The organism is Paenibacillus sp. FSL E2-0190, assembly GCF_037992965.1.
GTDB classification, from domain to species: domain Bacteria; phylum Bacillota; class Bacilli; order Paenibacillales; family Paenibacillaceae; genus Paenibacillus_AQ; species Paenibacillus_AQ odorifer.
Genome location: NZ_CP150306.1, coordinates 200,568 through 221,584, shown reverse-complemented (window position 1 = coordinate 221,584; position 21,017 = coordinate 200,568). Strand labels below are relative to the sequence as shown.

Annotated in this window: 15 protein-coding genes; 6 read left to right on the top strand and 9 right to left on the bottom strand. The window is 44.6% G+C overall.

The window, feature by feature from the left end:
* Positions 1–72: 72 nt before the first annotated feature.
* From NST25_RS01045 to NST25_RS01035, 3 genes are read right to left on the bottom strand one after another with little or no spacing between them, the layout of a single operon-like run.
* Positions 73–2,658 (bottom strand): metallophosphoesterase, encoded by a 2,586-nt coding sequence (locus NST25_RS01045; protein ID WP_340393195.1) that lies wholly within the window; start codon positions 2,656–2,658, stop codon positions 73–75.
* Positions 2,659–2,661: 3 nt separating this feature from the next.
* Complete coding sequence (locus NST25_RS01040) at positions 2,662–3,927, bottom strand: class I SAM-dependent methyltransferase (protein ID WP_076282634.1); 1,266 nt, start codon at positions 3,925–3,927, stop codon at positions 2,662–2,664.
* Between the two features lie 25 nt (positions 3,928–3,952).
* Positions 3,953–4,744, bottom strand: coding sequence for a nucleotidyltransferase domain-containing protein (locus NST25_RS01035; protein WP_076126909.1), 792 nt, complete (start codon positions 4,742–4,744; stop codon positions 3,953–3,955).
* Between the two features lie 229 nt (positions 4,745–4,973).
* Between NST25_RS01035 and NST25_RS01030 the strand changes: the two genes are divergently transcribed.
* The 3 genes from NST25_RS01030 (at position 4,974) to NST25_RS01020 (ending at position 7,492) form a co-directional block, all read left to right on the top strand.
* Positions 4,974–6,287, top strand: coding sequence for a WYL domain-containing protein (locus NST25_RS01030; RefSeq protein ID WP_076305137.1), 1,314 nt, complete (start codon positions 4,974–4,976; stop codon positions 6,285–6,287).
* Complete coding sequence (locus NST25_RS01025; RefSeq protein ID WP_076303214.1) at positions 6,274–7,071, top strand: WYL domain-containing protein; 798 nt, start codon at positions 6,274–6,276, stop codon at positions 7,069–7,071. Before NST25_RS01030 ends, NST25_RS01025 begins: the two co-directional genes overlap by 14 nt.
* A 199-nt stretch (positions 7,072–7,270) precedes the next feature.
* Positions 7,271–7,492 (top strand): helix-turn-helix transcriptional regulator, encoded by a 222-nt coding sequence (locus NST25_RS01020; RefSeq protein ID WP_076126905.1) that lies wholly within the window; start codon positions 7,271–7,273, stop codon positions 7,490–7,492.
* Between the two features lie 142 nt (positions 7,493–7,634).
* Here NST25_RS01020 and NST25_RS01015 read toward each other — a convergent pair whose 3' ends face one another.
* Positions 7,635–9,806: a pectate lyase gene (locus NST25_RS01015; protein WP_339189112.1), complete on the bottom strand. Its 2,172-nt coding sequence runs from the start codon at positions 9,804–9,806 to the stop codon at positions 7,635–7,637.
* A gap of 343 nt (positions 9,807–10,149) precedes the next feature.
* Between NST25_RS01015 and NST25_RS01010 the strand changes: the two genes are divergently transcribed.
* Positions 10,150–10,326: a hypothetical protein gene (locus tag NST25_RS01010; RefSeq protein WP_169744731.1), complete on the top strand. Its 177-nt coding sequence runs from the start codon at positions 10,150–10,152 to the stop codon at positions 10,324–10,326.
* Between the two features lie 82 nt (positions 10,327–10,408).
* On the opposite strand, the gene NST25_RS01005 is transcribed toward NST25_RS01010, so the two are convergent.
* Positions 10,409–10,606, bottom strand: a complete 198-nt coding sequence (locus tag NST25_RS01005; RefSeq protein WP_076126901.1) for a helix-turn-helix domain-containing protein — start codon at positions 10,604–10,606, stop codon at positions 10,409–10,411.
* A gap of 283 nt (positions 10,607–10,889) precedes the next feature.
* Here NST25_RS01005 and NST25_RS01000 point away from each other — a divergent pair, with 283 nt between their 5' ends.
* Together NST25_RS01000 and NST25_RS00995 are read left to right on the top strand one after the other, a co-directional pair.
* Positions 10,890–11,360, top strand: a complete 471-nt coding sequence (locus tag NST25_RS01000; RefSeq protein WP_179086836.1) for a DinB family protein — start codon at positions 10,890–10,892, stop codon at positions 11,358–11,360.
* A gap of 51 nt (positions 11,361–11,411) precedes the next feature.
* Positions 11,412–11,858 carry a YdeI/OmpD-associated family protein gene (locus NST25_RS00995; protein WP_312151703.1) on the top strand — a complete coding sequence of 149 codons (447 nt, stop codon included), beginning with the start codon at positions 11,412–11,414 and terminating at the stop codon, positions 11,856–11,858.
* 203 nt (positions 11,859–12,061) lie between these two features.
* On the opposite strand, the gene NST25_RS00990 is transcribed toward NST25_RS00995, so the two are convergent.
* The 4 genes from NST25_RS00990 to NST25_RS00975 all read right to left on the bottom strand — a co-directional run bounded on the left by NST25_RS00990 (position 12,062) and on the right by NST25_RS00975 (position 20,909).
* Positions 12,062–13,378, bottom strand: coding sequence for an NAD(P)/FAD-dependent oxidoreductase (locus tag NST25_RS00990; RefSeq protein ID WP_076126895.1), 1,317 nt, complete (start codon positions 13,376–13,378; stop codon positions 12,062–12,064).
* Between the two features lie 31 nt (positions 13,379–13,409).
* The gene (locus NST25_RS00985; RefSeq protein WP_081388342.1) at positions 13,410–14,717 is read right to left on the bottom strand and encodes an aminoacetone oxidase family FAD-binding enzyme; all 1,308 of its coding nucleotides are present in this window, start codon (positions 14,715–14,717) and stop codon (positions 13,410–13,412) included.
* 284 nt (positions 14,718–15,001) lie between these two features.
* Positions 15,002–15,184, bottom strand: coding sequence for a hypothetical protein (locus tag NST25_RS00980; RefSeq protein WP_139329976.1), 183 nt, complete (start codon positions 15,182–15,184; stop codon positions 15,002–15,004).
* Between the two features lie 373 nt (positions 15,185–15,557).
* A complete protein-coding gene (locus tag NST25_RS00975; protein ID WP_340393194.1) occupies positions 15,558–20,909 on the bottom strand; it encodes an S-layer homology domain-containing protein in 5,352 nt (1,783 codons plus the stop codon).
* Positions 20,910–21,017 lie beyond the last annotated feature (108 nt).

Below are 21,017 nucleotides of genomic sequence, written 5' to 3'. Positions count from 1 at the left end.
CCGGGACCTTCCCGACAGCCTGAACTCATTCTCATAATTGGCAAACCAAGTTTCTTCGCCTGTAACAATCCTCTACAACCTCGGGTCGATCTCTTTCTCTTTCGTTACCTCGAATAACAGGTTTGCTGCAATTTGCTTGTAGTCCTCGTTGTCAGACGAGATCTCATCCAGCTTCACTTCTAGCATTCGTCTGCCCAGCCGGTGTTCGATTAAGGACGTCCGAAGCTTAGGAGCGATATTCTTCTGTTTCATCAGCTTGGCATACTTATGTGGAAACTTGTAGTCGTACCCGTAGATGATCGACAGGTAGCCCGGATTGCGGACCTTCATGTATGGGACTACCCCCTGCTGTTCTTGCTCCGGTTTGATTACAATTCCCTCCATATGTTTCTCTACCGTTATCTTTGCGAAATACTCCTCTGCTCTGATGTAGGCATCAGGCTCTTTCAAGTCCAAAACCAGAGATTCATCATCATTTAAGAACCTGTATAATTCGGAGGTTTTACCGTCAGGTACCCGTTCAGCACCATTCTCCAGTACTTCCTTCAGGATTGCAAAAGGTTTGTACGCTAATTCTGCATCACCCGCATACAACTCCAGTTGCTGCTTGTATACTCTGTAAGCTTCCTCACGCTGGTCAAGATCTACATACGATTCTCTTATGTCACGGACATACTTAAAAGTCTGATAAACATGAGACCCATAGTTGTTGTTAAGCGCCTCTTTCGACATATGGTGCTGGTCTTGTTCAAACCCGCTTGCTTCAAAATCCTGTATCAGTTTACCCAGTGACTCCTCAAATCCATATTGTCTTAAGAAATCCAGCTCTGTCTCCAGCGCCTTGCTAATCGGCCGGAACTGACGCTCAATTAACCCATCCCCCAGCGCTTTCCAAGGCAGCAGCTCGCCATCCAGTAAAAGCACACGGATCCCCTGCTCAGCCATATAGGTTCCGAATCTATGCAGCAGTTGTTCGTAGATAGGCGTCAGATCGACCGCCTTAACCTTGTAGCCGTTTCGGCTAATTGCGTAACACTGCTCTATATCCCGGTAAAGGTACACACTACAGCGTGATCCCATATATTTAGGCTGCAGGACGACTTCAGATATACGACGCTCGGCAAAATAATCCAACCCTTTTCGCAGAGACTCAAGCTCACCGGCAGCCATATCCTTATCCGCAGGTGACATCGTCCCGGAGATGAAGTTGACCCGGTTCTGCGAGGAATACTGCAATCTGCGCACAGACTCGTAATCAAGCTCTAACAAGGATACGGTTTGCTGTTCCCGGAACAGGATAGGTAGCTCTTCGTGCACCGTAGTCACATGCGATTTTTGACTTTTATAGAAAGGTTTAAACGACATGCGAACAGAAGTTAGTTCATTACCCTGCGCACTCCCTGTGTCGAGGTGGAGTTTGTTTTTGATCCGAAAAGTCTGCTTGGCTGCAATATGTCCGAAGAGATGAAAGGGGTGATTACTCACAGCCTCTTGCTTTAGGAAATCAAGCTGTTCCTCAAAGGAAACCTCACGATCCAGCCGAAAGTTACGCTGATGGCGTAGTGAATTCGTATCCAGCTTACCAATGTACTTATTACGGCAAGGAGCATGAGTAACATAAAAAGAAGGACCTTGCATACCTATATAGCGGTAAAAGGGCTGAGATTGCTCCACTAAAGCCGAAAATTTACTAAAAAGCGCGGTATCCTCCTTAAGCACTTGGGTGGAATCAAAGTACGTTCTTAGCAGTTCCGGATCGGTTCCTTGAATCTCACCCTTTACGTACTTGTATACAAAGTTCTCGTGATTGCCCATAACAAATAGGAAATGCTCGCGGTTATCAAATAAGAACTCAATCGTCTCCCGTGTCTTTTTGCCCTTATCAATCCAGTCACCAGCAAGAATGACTCGTGTGTTACTGAGCTTATCTGTTGCACTTAACTTACCTTCGTGCACCCTGTAGCCGTAATTACGTAATAGTCCCTGAAGCTCTTCGACGCACTCATGAACATCCCCAACCACAATATACTCTTGTGCTTGTAGAAGTACCGTAGATGCGTAAGTATCCCAATCCTGTATAATCACCCGGTAGTCCGGGTTAGGTATCCCTTCACCCTCGAGAATAAAATCTTTAGCACGCACTTTATGAATCTTGTTGTAACCTTCCCGTGACAGAACAGGCAGGACTTCTTTTCTCAGCCGGTTTAAATGATTGGAGATCAGCTTCTTCGAGCGCTCCGAGACGTAGTAATCCTCCCGTTTACGGTAATCAAACAGAATAACCTCCAGATTGTAATTATTTTGCCCGGCGATCTCACGGACTTTACTACGGTAATCTTCGGATAGCCCAATGGTATCCATCACCACAAACTCCGCATTAATTGGAAAAGAAGTGACTAGCTTCAATCTCTCAAACAATAATTGAAAGGTATGCGAACTGGCCTCCAGCATAACCTGATCATACTTATCATAGTCGTAGCCCAATATCTCCTGGCGGATACTATCCGAGGATAAGTACTGCACATTCGTACGTAACCCTTTAGAAGCATCCTCTAGTTTTAACTGCGGGATCAGAACTTCTTTAGCAAAAGTTGACTTCCCGCATTCCGTTGCTCCTACAAGCAGAAATATGGTGTGTACACGTGTTTGAATTTCCATTGCCTATTCCTCCTTTCTTCGCACAATAGCGCATTGCGTCGTACGGATCTCGCCAACCCGGTCACCAACCATCAAATATTCAACCTCGACTGCTAAACCTTGAACCGTATCCAAAACCCATTGCCCGAACGCTTCCTGTCCCATTTCCCACTTGTGATCTTCATGCCGGAATCCTTCCAGCTCATAGTAACGATTGAAATCAGCATTCGGTGTCGTCACAATAAGCTGTTGAAAATTCACATTACCGATTATTTGCTGAATAAGCTCTGCCGCTTCACCCTCACTCATGTGCTCTACAACTTCTGTTAGAATCACATCAACCTGCTCCCCATTGTACGACTCCAGAAAATGGTCCAGTGAGCCAAAGGTTGCAATGTTATCAATGTCCTTAGCTTTCGCTTTCCGATTCACAACCTCCAGCAACGCCTCGGCTATATCTACCGCATAATAGGTGCTCTCTATTTTTCCGGCAAACGGAATTGCATAGAAACCTTCTCCGCAGCCGATGTCCAGAATCGGCTTATTGAATGGAAGCACACTCGAAATAAAAGTACGCCGCTGCATCGCAGTACCGCCATACTCCAGCCCAATAGAATACTGGTCTGTTTGTTCGATGGAGGCTTTATATCGCTTGAACCGTTCCTTAGAGGTAAGGAAATTCCTTGCAAATAGACTTCTTATATAAAAAGGTGCATCAATGACGTTAAGGCTGCGGATATATTTATCCAAAATAGCATCCGAAATATCTATGTACTCATCCCCAAATATGGATAAGAACAAGGACAGCACACCAACAACATGTAAGAGGTGATACAAGCTTTTATGTGTGGTAATCGTCAGCGAATAGCTCTTATGTGCCTGATGCTGCAAGGAGAAGGTATAGCCCTTTAAATGCTTTTGGAAAAATTCAATATAGTGTATCCGCTCAACCTGAACCATATTGATGAAAAAAGAATGCTCATATCCTTCCGCATCCCGTTCATCCTGGGATTTAAAGGGTGTAGAGAAAAACTCATTGACCGCATTAAGCGGAAATAGAGGTGTATTAAACCGGGAGACATTTAGATACTCAAAGCTCTCGCTTCCGTTCTGCTTGTAGGATATATCGTTATCTGCGTCCTTAAAATAAACGTTATAAGTTGCCTCATCAGAATACCATCCATAAGCCAATCCCTGACGAACCAGACGAAGCTGCATACCTGTCACTGGATTTTTTTTAATTAAAAAAGTGAATTTTGGATTCGTAGATTTCAGTTGTACAATAGCCACTACCATCTTCCTCCTATCAATCTTTCTATAGGGCCCGTCCCCATACTTCCTGTAAAGCTTCTCGAAATAGAGCATCCAGCTGATGATCTCTGTTGTTCTCCTTAGCATTCAAGGACGCCGCCACCTTATCCAACACTTGGAACTGTTCTTCTAAATAATCGTTAATCGCGGTTAGCTGCGGCTCGTAGTCTAGTTCCTCACCGGATTTTTTTCGTGCCAGCAATTGCTGAATCACCTGCCACAGCTCTTCATCCTGCGGAATAAGCCGCTCTACCAGTACATCGAACTCCATCGGCGGCATCTCTCCATATCGGTGAGTCCATTCACAGGCTAGAACGGGACGAAGTACATAAAAGTACTTTTTGATCTTGACCTGTTCGCCTTGCAAATAATCACGGTAGTTCCCTCTTGCCATGTTTAAGTAATGGTACATACAAGACTTCGGCGAAAATGTGTACGGGGAGATGCTTCTAAGCTTCTCTGCTGTACTGTACTTTTCTGCATATTGAATGGGTGATTGCAGCCACTCCAGCAGCGGTGGATTAGACTTCCGAAATAAATTCAGTGCTTTCCGCAAATCCCAGCCATTGATATCAAGCATATTGTTAATAGGACGCTCGATCACATCCCGCTTATCAAAAATAGATAGATACCATTCCGGTTTATGCAGATAAATAAATCTCACATCATAATCGCTGTCCTGCGATGGGAATCCCCACGCCCGGCTGCCTGATTCGCAGGCATACAATATTGTAACTTGCTCCTCCTGTTCAATCTGTTCCAGCTGCTCACGGATAAGCTTGTTTATAGGATCCATCTTCATCCCTCCAGATCGGTTACTTCCCTATTCTCTACCCTTGTTACTATTCGAACGCCTCATCAGAATTGCTTTGGCTTCATGGATCTATCTTCGCTCATCTTCCCTGTAACGAACAGGGCGGAAGTATGGCGGCGGCCAAAAACACTTCCATTTTATTCAACTCTGGTGCTTAATATAATGAGTACTACTATTTCTTATGGATTCGCTACAGGGTGGAGGGATACAAATGGCCCGGGAAAGTTTTGACAAGGAGATTCAATTTCTTCGCATGCTCTCTTTAGCGGGGGGAGCTTACAGCAGACAACAATTCGCCGATCGTCTCGGCATTTCTGTACATACCTATGACAAAACGCTGCGCAACCTGAAGGGCATGGTAACCGTCTTACAACAGGATCTGCCTACAGAACAAGGAACAGAACTCTCTGAGTGGCTCCGCTATAACTACTATGAATCTGCCGACCCGCTGCTCCTGTTCTTGTTCCGGGCGAAGTCGCTTAAGGAAACGGAGAGCATCCGGCTTACACTACTATTAACTGCGCTCCAGACTCAGGAGCTAACGGCTAAAGATCTACAGGATGTGTGCAGTGAGCAAATGCCAACCGATTATCCAATGCCCGATGAGAAAACCATCCGTGGAGATCTGAAATACCTTGAGGAAGTTGGCGTTATTCTTCGTGTAAACGAAGGTCGCCCTTATCGATACAAGGCTGCTAACGATCTGATTGATCAATTATCCGGCGATCAGCTCTTGGATCTTTACGACTATGTTGATGTCATCGCCAACACGCAGACTCCGTCTGTGCAAGGTTATCTGCTGCGCGACACCTTAAAAAAGGTCCTGCGGAAGCGGGGTTATACCCTCGAAGCTACGGAAACCCATAGATACAAATATAATTATCATTCACGTATTCTTGATGAGGCACACCTATATACGATATTTGCAGCGATTCAGCAGCGAAAAAAAATCAAGTTTCTATATCTATCCCCTAAAAAGGGCAAAAACTACGCCTCTCAGAATACCAATCCTCTCTTTGAGCGGGAAACAAGGGGCGTCACAGAAACTGTTCTTCCGCTCCGCGTCATCTATGACCATCAATATGGGCGCTGGTATTTAATCGGACATAATTCACGTATGGGCATCATGAAATTCCGAATGGAGGGCCTTACTCAAATTGAGGAGGGCGACACTGTGGAAGAAGCAGAGTTTGCTCTGAAACTCAGCAATCTGGAAGAACAGATGACAAACAGCTGGGTTATAGATACCACCCGTGCGATTAAAGTGGTGGCAAGATTTTATAACCCCAATCGCTCGGGTGTTAATTTTATTCGGGAGCGGGTTGAAGCGCAGGGACAGTGGGGAGAAATTACGGAAGAGTCCGATTCTACATTCCTTTATGAGATCACAGTGAATGGTATTTATGAAATTAAGCCGTGGTTACGAAGCTTTGGTTCGAGCTGCGAGGTATTAGAACCCCCTTGGCTGCGTAAGCAGTTTATCGCGGAGTGGAAGGAGATTCACAGCTATTATGAATCCATTTGAGAAAATATTTAACTTCCAAATCATTTCACGCCTCGACGAAGTGGGTTCATTAGCGCTGACCTCCCAGGAACGTTCCTGGCTGAAAACCATGTTAATGCACCCGGCCTCAGAAGCAGCTTTTACACTGGATACCTTAAGTAAATTGAACGCCATATTGGAGGCAGAAGCGTCCACAGAAGTGCAGGGAATTATTATGGAGAAAGCTAAAAGCAAAGAGCGGCAGGTCTATCATCCAATGCTTCGTACACTCCGCCGTATAATCATGCAGAATCAAGCGATCCTTATTACTTTCCATATTAAGCATGGAGGCCAACGAACTGACCAAACCGGGTTCCCTCATAAGCTGGAATACAACATGTATAAGCGGGAGTGGTATCTGCAATGGTACAGCACCCGGCAACGTTCTCTTATGTCCACTAAACTAAAAAACATTATTTCTGTTGAAGTAGCTCCCTTCCCTGCCAAACGGATTAATGATTTAAAAGCAAGGATAATACGATTATTAGAGGATCAGAAGGAATGTGCATGTATTCAAGTCATCCCCACCTTTAATGCTGAGCTATCACGAATTCTGTACGCCTTTTCCTGTTTTGATAAATCCGTGTCCTTTGATGAAAATTCGGGTATCTATCGAATCAAAGTCATCTACATGAGAGACGATAGCGAATTCCTATTGTCCAAAATCCGTTTTCTTGGCCTCCGCGTAAAAATCGTCGAGGGTGAGCATCTTAAGCGGCGCATGCTGAAATCCGCAGCTATGGCGATTGACCGGTATGGGGAATAACCGAGAATTAGTATAAGCTGGTCAACTATCCTGAAGTGCTGAAACGTGCTTATATAGTAAAGTAAAGGACACGGTTAAGGTGTCTTTTACTTACTTACAGCAGCTTTCTTAAAAACTGAGAGGTTTATTCTCATGAAAAGAAAATCCGTCTTATGCGTATAGTCAAGATAAAAACTCAGAGTTAGTGAGGGGATTAGAAGTGGGAAAGAGAGTTATAGTGAAAATTTCAGAATTGACCAAAAAACATAAGATTTCCCTACGAGAATTATCCAGAATATCCGATGTCCGACATGCCGCATTAAGTGAGTTAGCTAATGGAAAAAGGGAGAATATTAACTTTAGTCATATAGGCAAAATTGCAGAAGCTTTAAATATTGAGGATATTCGTGAGATTATTGATTTGGTTGATGATAAAGATTAATCAAATCAACACAAAATTAATAGTTTTTGAATCGACAATAACTCAAGTAATAAGATCATAAGAAAAAGCAAAGAAAAGCGACCCCTACAGGTCGCTTTTCTGCTTTTCTGATCTCCATATTAAAGTAGAGGCAGCCATTCCCCTATTCCAGCTTCATATAGTATAGATTCGCCGTACTATCTTTTGTAATGGTATGTGCACCTGCGGCTAGAGAGACAGTGGCAATGCCATTGGTTATAGGATAACTTGTTCCATCCACTTTGATTTTCGTTCCCTCTGTGTTGAACACTAGGGTTAGCGTTGAAGCTTTAGCAGCAGTGAATTGAATGCTGGTAACACTCTCGATTTTTAGACATTGGGTTAGGGTTAAACCCTGATAGGCCACAGTTCCCTTACTTGTTGAGAGATTGCCTTGAATATTGAAGAAGCTGCTTGTTGTTCCATCCGTAGTAAAGTTGTGAACGGTTGCTCCCGCTGTCGGCACTGGCGTTGTCGTCGGTGCTGGAGTCGCTGTTGGTACAGGAGTTGCTGTTGGAGCTGGGGTCGCTGTTGGCACAGGAGTTACTGTTGGCGTAGGTGTTACTGATGGCGTAGGTGTTACTGATGGAGTCGGAGTCGGGTTCGTTGGGTTTGAATTCCCCCCTACAGAGACAAGTCCCGTTGTGTAGCTTCTGATTGCAGACATCAGCGCTGTATTAAGCGCATACGAAACGTCATCCACTGAATCATTAAATTCCCATGTGAAGTCTCCGCCATTCAGACGTCCGGCTTTTGCCATAACAATCTGTTCAACATTGTTTACGTTATCAATATTAGATACGTTCACTCCTGTATTTACGCTCGTGTCGAAGTTGTTATAGGCTGTTCCGCCTTTTAATGCTTTGTATGAGCTTGGGACGGTTTCATTTCTTGACGAAGCTAAGTAAGCATCAAATGAGGTAACATTAGCAGGAGCTGTCCCTGTGTTTGAATTCGCATAGATGAGACTTGAAGCCTCTACAATAAGATTGTTATAGGCTTTAATCACACCTCCATTTTCGCCTGAGAATGTGCCCTCCCCTAAAGCATCTGTACCTTGTAAGGAGATCATCATTGGAAACTTAGCATGTCTAAAATAATTAGATTCTACAAAAGCTGAAGCACCTGTAGTAACACCCACACCGTATTTGGAGATACCATCGAAAAAGTTGTTATAGATATGGACGGATGCCACTCTAATCCGCGGATGACGGGAGTCCGAATGGTCAAACCAGTTGTGGTGGAAGGTAACAAAAAATTCAGCCGGCTCACTCAAACCAACTAGCGAAGATTTTCCGGAATCCCAGTAATGGTTGTAAGAGATTGTAATATAGTTGGATCCATTTTTAAGGTCTGTGGAACCGTCGCCCTTGGCTTGGTCTGCATCGCCTCCAGCAGCTCCATAAAAAATATCATTATTATGCACCCAGACATTCATATTGCCAGAATCCATTGAAATGCCATCGTCGGGGAATAACATTACACCCAGGTTTCTTACTTCCACATTACCTACATATCTTAGAAGCATTCCCCAACCGTATGCGTAAGCATCATTTCCGATACCTTCAATAGTAATATTCATTTCCGAATAATTGTTTTTACCTTTGACTTCAAGATACCCACTGCTGTTAAGCTGTCCACTCAGATCAGCAGCTGTAACTTTTCCGATAATTCGAATCGCAAGTGGAGTTGTATCATAGCCTTTTTGTCTCAGTGCCAGAATACCGCCCAGGCCAACCCCTGTTTGTACAGCGCCGGAGCTGTTGATTTTCACACCAAGGGTTACGGTTTGCGCAGTCTGAGATGTTATATACAGCACTTGAGCACCATTCTTGAGGGTTCCATTCTCATTATAAGCCCCTGATCCCGTACCATATTGCGAGCTAGTCGAAAAAGCAAATCCTGAGCGGTCATATGACGTTACGGATAGTGGATTTGAAACCGCACTTACCGTCCCCCCCCCTGACAAGGTAGCTTCAACTTTCATCACATAATTTCCGGCTGCAAGCCCTACAGCATCGGCTCTCCAGTAGGAAGGATATTTGCGGATTAACTCATTATTAATTTGTTGATACCCAGAATCCGCTGCACTTGCCAATTTAACATAAACGTTATACCCTGTCGCATTGCTTACAGGTGACCATTCCACATATGCCGTTTCATTCCAGCCTCCACTGCCTGTTACCGCAAGACCAGCAGCATGCACCACCGTATTTGTCCATCCACCTACTATTAAAGAAAGAGCAAGAGAAAACAACACAACAATACTGGTTACCTTTGCAACTCTTTTTTTCATTTTATTTCCTCCCGATTTTAATTTGTTGCAGATATCATTGTAACCGCTTGCAAAAAATGAAGTTTCTCTTTTCACCTCCTAAATATTTAGAAAGAGATCCTGCATCTAGCCCCTGTCCCCCTTCGAAAATAATACAAATTCTGGAACCAGAACACGTTCAACATATCAAAACTAAAAAAGGTTCCGAAACAATCATTTACTCATATCTCCCATATCTAACCGTGTTCTGAGCTAATGATTATAGGACAGCGAATGGATTGTGATCATACAACACGAATAGCCACACAGTAGCCAGCACATAATAAAATTCACAACCATTAGGTAATCAAGGAGGAATTTTCAATTGAGCGCAAATAAACCAGACAAGAATCTGATCAACACCGTAAAAGATTTGGAAGCCACGCCCGTAAACAGCCTGGAAGCCCAACAGCAACAACAAGCCCGTAATGATCGCCGCAAGCAATCTCAGCATGACAGCGACGGAAAATTCACGGAAAATGAAACCGGGAACTTTCATTAAAGTCGGGGATAATGTTGGCATCTTCTTTTCAAGCTGCAATAACGTAAAAAGACACCCTTCAAGGTGTCTTTTCTTTTACTACCTATGGAGCCGCATCATAATGTATTTTCCTCTGATCAATACGTATCAACTGCTCATCCTGTAATCCAAGCAATGATTTTGTCACGGTCTCACGCGCCGTTCCTGTCATATCCGCCAGGTGTTGATGCGTTAATTTCAAATCGATTAGAACACCTTTATCAGAGGGCACTCCGTGCTGTTCTGTTAGACGCAACAACACGTGAGCAACTCCAGATAGAACCAGATAGTGCTCCTCTCCCTCTTCACCCTCAAAAAAGATGGACTCTCCTTTTATATAAGTACGCTCGCCACATACCTTAGCAATTTCAGCTAATTATTCATCATCAAGATGTTCAAAGAACGGAAAATCCCGTAACAGTTGGGTTTGTGATTGAGTATGTTTCACAAATTTTCCAAATGCACCATCGTAAAATGGAAGGTTTTGGTTGCTGAGAACAAGAATAAAGTTAAGATTCTAAAATTCAAGAAGTGAGTTGATGAACATGAGTGATAAGATGGTGGCTGTTTTAAGAAGACAGTTTGATCCAACCGTAGAAATGTTGAAGAATCTTATCGAAGTATGTCCTGATCATTTTTGGAAGAATGCCAAGCATAAATACTGGAAGCATATATTCCACGCTACAACCAGCATGAAATTTTGGTTTAGGCAGCAGAAGGATGAAGAATTCAAAATACCTGACTTCGGTAAAGATATAACAGAAGACTTAGATAAGGAGTGCTCTGACTACCCTACTAAGGAGGAAATGACGACGTACCTAGAGGAGATATTGAGTGTGGCTCGTAATTTTTTTGCTGAACTTACTGACGGCAGATTATTGGAACCATGTGTACTATACGAAGAAATAACTAAAACTGATGTTATCCTCATGCAGATAAGGCATGTTCAACATCATATAGGTTATTGCAACAGCATATTGAATTCGAATCACCTACAAACAGCAAAGTGGCTATGATAAAATTAGTGACCGAAATCAGCTTCTTTACCACGAGGAGTGTTATTTAGTATGGTTTATGAATTTGATAGTGAGATAAGGCTGCTGGAAGGTAAAATGAAATGGAAAGTAGTCTATTTCCCCTATTCAGTAAGGGAGATATTCAATACTAATGGTAAAGTACCTATTCAAATCTCTGTTGACGGGCACGAATTTGACCATACTTTATTGCCGTCAAAGAATGGGCATTATTTTGTTTATAACGAATTTATTCGAAGAGCAGTACAAAAAGAGCTCGGTGATACATTACATATAATACTTAAGAAATGTGAGGAAAATCGTAAACTGATTGTACCTGATTACATTACTACAAACCTTGAAGAGTACCACATGCTGAATACATTTCTAAACCAGCCTGATTACATTAAACGAGAGCAGATTAATTATATTGAGCTTGCTAAAAAGGAAGATACAAAAAATAGACGAATACTAGCTCTAATTGATAAACTTAAGGATTAATAAAGGGACGACAATAAAGTTGAGGTAAAATGAAGACATCAGAGTTAAGCAACGAATAAAATGAGCACAAAACTTTAAAAAATCACAAAAAAGCGATGAGAAACAATCCTCATCGCTTTCACATTACTAAAACCAGACTTGTTACAGCAAACCTCTGCCATAGTAATAGGTGATCGTTTAAGAGTCAGCAACCCTCTGCCCCCTTACGTGGTGCTGGCACGTCGATTAGCAAGCGCCATAGCAGCGGCGTAGCCGGAGCTCCAAGCCCATTGCAGGTTATAGCCGCCGCAATCTCCATCCACATCCATCACTTCACCTGCCAAATACAGCCCAGGGACTAACTTAGATTCTAACGTTCCTTCGATTAGCTCCGTCGTATCGATGCCACCGGCTGTTGTTTGTGCATTCGTGAAGCTATTGGTATCGGTCACTTTAAATTCCCAATGCTTCAAGATTCGATAAAATATTTTCTTGGTTTTCCATGATAAATCCATACAAAGCAAGTGCGGCTGTTGATCAATTCCAGCCTCCTTCAGCAGAACTGGAATCAGTTTCTTGCTGACGATGCCCACAAAAGAATCGGCAACCGTCCGGTGTCCGAAGATCCCCCAGTGGATCTCCAGAAAATCAATTAACTCTTCCTCCGTCCGCTCCGGCATTAAATCAACCGACAATGTCACCGATTCTCCTATTCCGAGATTATACGCAGCCTTTCTGCTGAGCTGAAGTATGGGCGGGCCCGAGATACCATAGTCCGTAAAAAGAATCTCACCAGACTCAGTGCGGATGACTTCATTGTTTACGATAACATGGGCCTCTCCCTCAAATTTGATGCCCGATAGTTCCTTCAAATACGGATAATCCAGCTTCAATTGTACAATGCCTGGCACCGGGTTGATCAGGGTGTGCCCCAGGCGTTGGACAAGCGTATAACCGGATCCGTCCGTTCCCGTTTTGGGAGCGGTAAGGCCGCCTGCACATAGAAAAAGATAGTCGCTGGTATACACAACCTGTTCCTCTGTCTCCGTCTGGCAGGTTATCGCGAACCGCGGATGTCCCGCCGAAACGGTAACATCCAACACTTTATGTTTATAATATACGGGAACATTCCGATCCTCCAGCGCCAGCTTAAATACACCCGGCACCGAAGCCGCCTGCAGCGACATCGGATACATCCGGCCATTCTCCAAGCTTACAAAAGGAAGCCCGAGTGAGGAGAAAAATTCGATCGTTTGGCGGACACCGAATTGCCGCAATACATGTATTGGGAATCCTTCCTGATTACTGTGATACTTGCGTGATAAAGCGGCCGCTTCATCCGTACCGGTGGCGGTGGATTGGTTCGTAATGTTGCAACGCCCGTTACCCGTCGTTATTATTTTCTTCCCAAGCCGGTCATTGCTTTCAATAATTGCTGTATCAATACCTTGATCCCTCGCTGTAACTGCAGCCATTAGACCTGCAGCACCCCCACCGATAATGAACAGCTCGTGGTGCTTAGAAGTCTGATCCTTATACATGTTAATTGATGCATCCCTTTTCCTAATAAATTTATTGAATTGACTTAGCTAGCGCCATGGCGGCCACATATCCGGAACTCCAGGCCCATTGCAGGTTATAGCCGCCGAAATCTCCGTCGACATCCATCACTTCGCCAGCCAAATACAGCCCAGGCACCAGCTTGGATTCCAGCGTTCCTTCGATGAGTTCCGACGTATCAATGCCGCCGGCTGTCACTTGCGCATTCGTAAAGCCATTGGTATCCGTCACTTTAAATTCCCAACGCTTCAAGATTTGATAAAATTTCCCCTTAGTTTTCAACGACAGAGCCTGGCAAAGCAGCTGTGGTTGCTGATCTAAGCCGGTCTCCTTGAGTAGGACCGTAACAAGCTTCTTGTTAAAGATGCCAACGAGAGAATCCGCAACCGTCCGGTGTCCAAAGGTCTCCCAGAGCCTTTCTAAAAACTCAACTAACTCTTCCTCCGTGCGGCCCGGCATCAGATCAACCGACAATGTTACCTGTTCTCCTCTTGCAAGATGATACGCAGCCTTCCTGCTTAGCTGAAGAATTGGCGGGCCGGTAATACCATAATCCGTGAAGGCAATTTCACCCTGTTCACTGCAGATGACTTTACCGTTCACAATGATATGGGCTTGTCCCTGAGATTTGATAGTGGACAGTGCCCTCATATTCGGATATTGCAGCTTCAATTGCACAATGGCCGGCAAAGGCTCAATCAGGGTGTGCCCCAGACGTTCGGCAAGTGTATACCCAGGAGGTTCTTTTCCCGCATTTGGACCGGCAAGGCCACCCGCAGATAGAAGTAGATAGTCGCTAGTATAAACAACCTCCTCCTCTGTCTCCGTTTGGCATTTTATCTTGAAGCGCGGATGATTCTTCGAAACAGTAACATCCAACACTTTGTTATTGAGGTATACCGGAACATTCCGATCCTCCAGCGCAAGCTGGAAAATATCCAGCACCGCTGCTGCCTGCAGCGACATTGGATACATCAAGCCCTCCTTCAATCTTGTAAGTGGAAGCCCGAGAAAGGAGAAAAAATCTATAGTCTGACGGATGCCAAATTGCTGCAATACCGCAAGTGGAAATCCGGCCTGATTACTGTGATACTTGTGCGATAAAGCAATTGCTTCATCCGTACCCGTCGCAGTGGATTCATTCGTAATGTTACAGCGGCCATCACCTGTCATTAATATCTTCTTTCCAATCCGGTCGTTACCCTCCAGAATGGCAGTATCGATACCCATATCCCGCGCAGTAACGGCGGCCATTAGTCCGGCAGCACCTGCGCCGATAATAAACAGCTTGTGGTGCATAGAAGTCTGATTCTCATACATGGTTGGTCAATGCATCCTTTATCCAATTTTTCTAAAACACAGAGTCACTTTATTAAATTATAGCATAAGTATACTGGTTTTCATTTATATCTCCCTATTAACTCTTCCTATCCTAGGTTTGCCTTTTTTATCCCTATATAGAACCTTAAATTTTTCTTCACACCTTCTTCACTGCAATCTTTAATTCCACATACGAAAGATACTGGATCTAGCAAGATACTCATTTTTTTGAACCGCCACGCATAGTCCAGATCATATTCTGAAAATATGAAAAAAGACACCTTTCATGGTGTCTTCAATAGTACTCCATATGGAGCCGAGCCATGGCTGTACAAATCCACAATTCGCCGCCGTGTGATGATTCGGATGTTCGGCGAGGTAGCATAGTTTAAGATCATTCCTTGGTCAGCGTATCGATGCGCGTGTGGCATTGCCCAGCGGATCAAATACGCCATTCTTCTTCCCATTGATAATACTAGCTTCTGCTTCATCTTTAATTAGATTCACTGCATAAGAGCTTGCGGTAGACATATCCGTAACTTTGCCTTTGGAAGCATCTTTATTACACTGATTTAGCCATTCAAGGAAAACAAACTCTCCTATAAAGAAAGGCGATCCTTGAGTAGCATAAAAAAGAGTTGCAACGACAACAAGACCTAGACGAAGCGTTCGAAGCGGTTAATTACAAACTTCGCAAGTACGATCAAATCTAGAAGGGGCAAATAACGGCTGAGCAGGAGTTTGTAATGGGTGATCACGAGGTAATGCATGACGAGTTCCTCTAAATATACACAAAAAAGAACCTTCAACCACTTAGCTTGTGGTTGAAGGTTCTTGCTGTTACGAACTCAGTTTGGCCGCTTCGAGCAAGCGTTGTAAAATGACGGTAGCTTCGGCACGTGTAATGACATTGTTCGGCGTAAGCTGTCCTTGATTGCCTATGATAATTCCGTATTTAACGTTAAGTGCAGCTGCCGCTCTTGCAGACAAGTCGAGCAAATGATGGTCTTTGAATGTGCTAAGCTGTTGAGCGGCTTCGCTATCGGAAATCGCTGTATCCATCCCAGCAAGCTTCATGGCTTTCCCCAGCAACACCATTGCTTCTTCTCGGCTTAGCTTCTCGTTGGGAGTGTACTGGCTGTTGTTACTTGCCGTAACTAACCCGTAGCCTTCCGCAATGGAGACCGTTTCGTAATACCATTGCCCGCTGTTGACGTCAGTAAAGCTGGTAGGCTGATCAACCGTGTGTAATCCGAGAGCCCGGACCAACATCGCCGTGAACTCAGCTCGGGTAATTTGCTTGTTCGGTTGAAAGCTCGATTCAGTGACACCTTGGACGATCAGCTTGGACGCTACTTGTTCGATATCATACTTCGCCCAATGATTCTGAATATCCGCAAAGGTTTTGTCATTCTCTATAACGGCATAGACGCTATTTGTCAGGCTATAAATGACAGCAAAGGTCTTGCCGTTCTCCCTCATCATTCGGGTAGGTACCGGCACGATGTTTCCATCCTTCGTCATCGTAATCCCCGTTATATTTTTATTGTGATCATCTGCTGAATTGGGAATGACAATCGTCCGCTCGACATAGCTAAGAAACTTGTTGAGCTCAATCGTCTTACCGCCATGTGCTGCTGTGATGTTGAAATCAATCGGCGGCGACAAGAGTCTTGCCTTCCCTATACTATTAGCAAGTTGCACGATATCGCTTTCTGGTACATTGGTAATCTCGACTTGAATCACCATGTTTCGCAGTGCATCCTCCGAACCGAAACGCTTCGTGACAAGACTCCAATCGATCCGGTTGGCAGCTAGAAGATAGGAACCAAGCTCCGTTTGAATTAGAATAACTGCGTTTCGGTCATTCAGTGTTGTGATAAGCTGACCGTTTAAGAGCAGAAGAACACGATCTGAATCATTATGGACCGGTATGTTAATGACTGGCTTATCGGGTAAGGAATCGAGGTAACGCGATAATTTCTTCTCGTCGATGGTTACCGTTGTCACTTTCTTTCCGTTCATAACAGCAGTTGTTTCTTTGGCTAAATCCTTCTGTTTAACTCCATTGATCTCGATCTCTAGCCCTAAGCTTGGAATTGGGCTTGTACTTGAGCTTGTACTTGGGTCTGAGCTTGAACCTGAACCGGATTCAGGAGTCGAGATGTTCAGCGTAAACGTGGCAATCGTCTGATTTCCTGCTTCATCGATGACGACTAGCGTGTAGTTGCCAGAAGATATAACTCTCGTTCCGGTTGTGAAGGGCTGACCGTTTAATGTAGCGGTACCTTCATTAAATCCAATCGTCAACGGACTGGTGTAGTTGCTTATTCCTACAGTTAGACCGGTTATAATCGGGTTTGTTCGATCAATTGTGAAAGAAATCATTGTGACGTTACCCGCCTCATCCGTCACCACAAGCGTATAGTCACCTTCGGCAAAAACCGTTGCGCCACTTGCGAATGGATCTCCGTTCAAGGTCGCCGTACCTTCATTGAACGTAATCGATTGATTCGTGTTATAGATAGAGCCGTCGGTCACACCGCTAATGATCGGGACCGTTTTATCGATCGTGAATGCAATGGTTGTAACGTTGCCCATCGCGTCCGTTACGATGAGTGTGTAGTCGCCCTCGGCACTGACTTCAGATCCGCTAGCAAAGGGATCTCCGTTCAAGGTTGCGATTCCCGTGTTAAACGTGATCATTCTGTCGGTATTATAACTCGATCCGTAAACAACCCCAGTAACGGTTGGGCCGGTTTTGTGGATCGTAAAGCTGACTGTCGTAACGTTGCCCACCGCATCGGTCACAATGAGTGTATAGTCGCCTTCGGCGGAAACGGTCTCGCCACTTGCGAATGGATCTCCGTTCAACGTTGCCGTACCTTCGTTAAAAGTGATCGTTCTGTCGGTGTTGTAGCTCACCCCGTAAACAACGCCGGTGACGGTTGGAGCGGTTCTGTCAATGGTGAAGTTGGCCGTCGTAACGTTACCCGCCTCATCCGTCACCACAAGCGTATAGTCACCTTCGGCGAAAATGGTTGCGCCACTTGCAAATGGATCTCCGTTCAAGGTCGCCGTACCTTCATTGAACGTAATCGATTGATTCGTGTTATAGATAGAGCCGTCGGTCACACCGCTAATGATCGGGACCGTTTTATCGATCGTGAATGCAATGGTTGTAACGTTGCCCATCGCGTCCGTTACGATGAGTGTGTAGTCGCCCTCGGCACTGACTTCAGATCCGCTAGCAAAGGGATCTCCGTTCAATGTTGCGATTCCCGTGTTAAACGTGATCATTCTGTCGGTATTATAACTCGATCCGTAAACAACCCCATTAACGGTTGGGCCGGTTTTGTGGATCGTAAAGCTGACTGTCGTAACGTTGCCCACCGCATCGGTCACAATGAGTGTATAGTTGCCTTCAGTGGAAACGGTCTCGCCACTTGCGAATGGATCTCCGTTCAACGTTGCCGTACCTTCGTTAAAAGTGATCGTTCTGTCGGTGTTGTAGCTCACCCCGTAAACAACGCCGGTGACGGTTGGAGCGGTTCTGTCAATGATGAAGTTGGCCGTCGTAACGTTACCCGCCTCATCCGTCACCACAAGCGTATAGTCACCTTCGGCGAAAATGGTTGCGCCACTTGCAAATGGATCTCCGTTCAAGGTCGCCGTACCTTCATTGAACGTAATCGATTGATTCGTGTTATAGATAGAGCCGTCGGTCACACCGCTAATGATCGGGACTGTTTTATCGATCGTGAATGCAATGGTTGTGACGTTGCCCATCGCGTCCGTTACGATGAGTGTGTAGTCGCCCTCGGCACTGACTTCAGATCCGCTAGCAAAGGAATCGCCGTTCAACGTTGCGATTCCCGTGTTAAACGTGATCATTCTGTCGGTATTATAACTCGATCCGTAAACAACCCCAGTAACGGTTGGGCCGGTTTTGTGGATCGTAAAGCTGACTGTCGTAACGTTGCCCACCGCATCGGTCACAATGAGTGTATAGTCGCCTTCAGCGGAAACGGTCTCGCCACTTGCGAATGGATCTCCGTTCAACGTTGCCGTACCTTCGTTAAAAGTGATCGTTCTGTCGGTGTTGTAGCTCACCCCGTAAACAACGCCGGTGACGGTTGGAGCGGTTCTGTCAATGATGAATTTCACCATCGTGACGTTGCCTGCTGCATCGGTTACAACCAGCGTATACACACCATCCTGATCAATCTTTGTACCGCTTGTATAAGTAGTTCCATTCAATTGCGCTGTCCCTTCATTAAAACTAGGAACTACCGATATATAAATTCCGCCCTCCATTACTCCCGTAACAATTGGCGCCACATTTTCGATCTCAAAGTTAACCGTTGTTACATTACCTACTGTATCGGTTACAACCAGCGTATACACACCATCCTGATCAATCCTTGTACCGCTCATATAAGCAGTTCCATTCAGCTGCGCTGTTCCTTCATTAAAACTGGGAGTTACCGACTTATAAACCCCGCCCTCGCTTACCCCTTTAATTTTAGGTGCTGTTGTGTCTATCTCAAAGTTAATCGTTGTTACATTGCCTGCTGTATCCGTTACAATCAGGGTATACACACCATCTTGTGAAACCTGTGCACCACTAACAAAAGCAGCTCCGTTTAAAGTCGCGGTTCCTTTGTTAAAGGTAATCGTTTTGATTGTGTTGTATATTACACCATTCGCTATTCCCGTTACGGTAGGTGCTATCGTATCAACCTTGAAAACCACCGTCGCACTATTGCCTGCTTGATCGGTGACGATCAGTGTATACGTTCCATCCTGGGTGATGTCTGTACCACTGGTATAGGGACTCCCATTAAGCAATCCGCTGCCTTCATAAAATAGAGGATTAACTTTGCTATTATATACTATGTTATTCACTACATTTGTAATAACAGGAGCTATTGTATCTACTGTAATTGTACTACTAATAGTTGAGTTGCTCGAATTACCAACTCTATCTTTATATTGTACATATACGTTTTTGACTCCCTGTCCAGCCGGAAGGACCCATGACCTCCCGTTCAGATCAGCGATACTGAACCAGCTGGTCTGCCAAGTCCCATTAACATTGGAGAGACGCACCTGCTCAACTCCTGAGCCGCTTCCATCCGTATAGGTTCCTTTTAAAGTGACCATCTCTGATTTCGTCCATGCAGCACCATCATTAATAATCAGTGCACCTGTTGGTGCTGTCTGATCCAATAGAATGATCTGAGAAGAACTGGCAGATATCGCATTGTTGGAATCTCTCACCTGCATATAGATGTTCTTCGCCCCATCCCCTCCACTTAGACTGAATGTTGCTGTATTGCTGAAAGGCAACCAAGATGCCGCCGATAAATTAGCAACGCTATTCGCAAATCTCATATGGGTAACACTATCACCTGCATCAGGATCTGAACCTGTTACGGATAGATTGACTGTGCTGGCGCTTGTCGCTGTTCCCTCCGCAATTTTGAAAGAGCCCGTAGGCGGGGTATTCGTCGGTCCGGTCTCATAAGTAACGACTAGCTTCGGGCGAAATGCAGCATTCGAAGCTTCTAAGGAATACAATAAAAATCTCCCGCTGTCTGCATCTGCTTCATTGCCGTTAAGTGTAAAAGTTACTGTGCGATCAGAACCACCCGTAAAGGCATCGACAGCACTCTTAACATTGAAAGTAATCGATTGATCCTGAAGATAAGTGCCCATCGGCACTTCCGCAGTGCTTTTCGCCGTAAATTTATCTGAAAAAGGGCTATTCACATCTACGAAGGGGAAGGTACCATTAAAACTATGGTCCAAACTATTCGCAGCAGAGCCCCTTGCCTCCATGTACAGCGTGTGATTCGGGACTCTTAATACAGTAGCAACCGTCACAACCAGCTCTGCTGATACAATGGTCCCTTCTGGAGCACCTAAATTGAAAGATGCGGCCATTCTATTGCGCACATTGACGAAGCCGTCATTATTGCTCATGCCGACATATAGATAACCATCTCCGTCATTATCATAGATTCCGTTATATTCCGCTTGACCATTTAATTGCATCGTATCAGCAGTTGCTGTATAGGTCTTTGTAACTGTGCCTCCTGCTGCTTCAGCACTCGGTACCAACCCGGGTGTGATTGTCGTGAATAGAATAGCAATCGTCATGAATAGAGTTAGAATTCTTTCTCTCAATGTTTCTCCCCATTTCATATAAATATCAATATAATACTTTATGTAATATAATTACATTATAAATAAATAATACAAAATAAAAATTTATAGACAATAGCCTTACGAAGC